Source organism: Pseudomonas gregormendelii, assembly GCF_017114825.1.
Classification (GTDB): Bacteria; Pseudomonadota; Gammaproteobacteria; order Pseudomonadales; family Pseudomonadaceae; genus Aquipseudomonas; species Aquipseudomonas gregormendelii.
The window spans coordinates 1-1,806 of the sequence record NZ_JADEVO010000090.1 but is presented as its reverse complement, the minus strand read 5'-3'; the positions used below and the strand labels follow the sequence as shown (position 1 = coordinate 1,806).

At 52.2% G+C, this 1,806-nt stretch carries 4 protein-coding genes and 1 pseudogene; 1 reads left to right on the top strand and 4 read right to left on the bottom strand.

The features are described 5' to 3' along the window. The coding region (locus IMW75_RS26680; RefSeq protein WP_205894301.1) for a hypothetical protein at window positions 1–201 on the top strand (201 nt) is incomplete at its 5' end. A 125-nt stretch (window positions 202–326) separates the two neighbouring features. Here IMW75_RS26680 and IMW75_RS26675 read toward each other — a convergent pair. From IMW75_RS26675 to IMW75_RS26660, 4 genes and pseudogenes are all read right to left on the bottom strand, one after another. Beyond that, window positions 327–746, bottom strand: a complete 420-nt coding sequence (locus tag IMW75_RS26675; protein ID WP_045059731.1) for a YeeE/YedE family protein — start codon at window positions 744–746, stop codon at window positions 327–329. Then, window positions 743–1,183, bottom strand: coding sequence for a YeeE/YedE family protein (locus tag IMW75_RS26670; RefSeq protein ID WP_045059732.1), 441 nt, complete (start codon window positions 1,181–1,183; stop codon window positions 743–745). The genes IMW75_RS26675 and IMW75_RS26670 overlap by 4 nt, the downstream gene beginning before the upstream one ends. A gap of 96 nt (window positions 1,184–1,279) precedes the next feature. Next, window positions 1,280–1,680 (bottom strand): annotated as a pseudogene (locus tag IMW75_RS27130) (universal stress protein); the annotation flags it as partial. Window positions 1,681–1,709: 29 nt separating this feature from the next. Then, window positions 1,710–1,806 (bottom strand): transposase domain-containing protein (locus IMW75_RS26660; RefSeq protein ID WP_146374934.1); only part of this gene is annotated, 97 nt, incomplete at its 5' end.

The following is a 1,806-nucleotide window of genomic DNA, read 5'->3' as shown; positions in this document are numbered from 1 at the left end:
CTTGATGCGTCTCGAACCGGAGCACTGCTGCTAAACTTATCCACAATTGCTGGGACAGAAATCAGCAATCCGTCCTGGGTCAATTTTCAATCGGCAGGGTGGGTCAGTTTTCAATCAGCGCCAACACATCGTCTTCTGGTGCGGCTCATTTCCAGTATTAGTAGGCTTTACTATTCTAATGCTTGCTTTGATTGTGGCTGATCAAGCAGCTTCGCTAAATCCTCAAAACTTTGATGGCATTGAGTTGAGTCAGCAAACGAGCCTGCAAAAACTGAAGAACCACAAAGCCGAATCGAGTCTTTAGTGAGTCCGTGGCTATCACCTGATCAAGACTTGCGTCGGTTTTCCAAAGCAGAGAACAAATACATACCGGCCAACATAGCCAATACGAATATGATGATTTGCCAGTGTCCCGAAAGTAAGATAGCGACCGCTGGCCCAGGGCAAATCCCCGCAATTCCCCAACCTATACCGAACACCAGGCTGCCGCCAATCAAGCGGGCGTCCAACTCCTTTTTCACAGGTAACTGCGTGGGGGTACCCAGTAAGGAGTGCTTGTTCTTAGGTGCCCAGTTTAGCGGGATCACCGCCACCGCGATGGCACCTCCCATAACCAGCGCGAGTGACGGATCCCAGGCCCCGGCCACATCAAGAAAGGCCAATACCTTGGCGGGGTTCGCCATGCCTGCCAGTAGCAGACCCAGGCCAAAGATCATCCCTGCAAAAAATGCGGTCAACTTGATCATCCAAATGCTCCCAGCGCATGACGAATGAGGTACACCGTTGCAAAACCGGCAGCCATAAAGCACAACGTTGCCACGATGGAACGGGGAGACAGCCGAGAGATCCCACAAACTCCGTGACCGCTTGTACAGCCTGAGCCGTAGCGAGTTCCCACCCCAACGAGCAGCCCCGCAATCACCAAGGCCGGCCACTCTGTTTTGATTTCGATCTCTGGCAAGACGGCAAACAGTCCCCACAACAATGGCGCAAGCAGCAGGCCAAGAAGAAACAGTGCCTTCTCACTCCAGCCTTCACTGCTAAATCGCATCACGCTTCCAAGCAAGCCGCTGATCCCAGCGATGCGACCATTAGCGAGAACGAACAAGCTAACTGCCAGCCCAATTAAAACCCCTCCACCTAATGAAGTCCAAGGTGTGAAGTTGATCCAATCAATGGCCATTTGTATCTCCTGAGCATAATTGCTCGTAAGGGGCATGGATCATTGAATCGCACCTGGTTTCTTCGGTGCGATTCAATCCTCGGCAGTAGATGGTACTCAACGAAGCAACAACACTGGCATGGTGGTGGTACGAAGCATCGTAGTAGTCGTGCTGTCTATCAGAAATTGTCTGATACGCGAGTGCCCATAGGCGCCCATGACGAGAAGATCAATTCCGTGCTCTGCCTGATAAGCGTGAAGTGCCGACTCAACCTCTCCTTGGCGGATCTCTGCATCTGCAGTCAATCCCGCAGCTCCGATTATCCCACGTGCTGTAACCAGATGCGCCACATTCCCCTCTGAATTAGCCCCGACCATGACTAGGTGAATTGGCGGGTTTTCCCTAAGGCACTTTCTGCTAAAATCTGCACGGTTCTGTAGGCTGTGGGACTACCGTCAAATGCGATCATCACCTTTTCGGTTTTTTTATAGCTGCTGGCTGTGATCAGGATGGGCTGTATGCGTCCGGGCATCACATCTTGCGTGATTAAACCGGCTGCCACTTATGCGGAAGCAACTGCTCGATTTCACTCGCCCGCTGCGTTGGCAGGCGCGTGAGAACATCCTTTAGATAGGCATACGGA

Excerpts from the sequence above, each read along its gene's own strand:
- IMW75_RS26670 (WP_045059732.1), bottom strand. The coding sequence starts at position 1,183 with ATGGCCATTGATTGGATCAACTTCACACCTTGGACTTCATTAGGTGGA.
- IMW75_RS26675 (WP_045059731.1), bottom strand. The coding sequence starts at position 746 with ATGATCAAGTTGACCGCATTTTTTGCAGGGATGATCTTTGGCCTGGGT.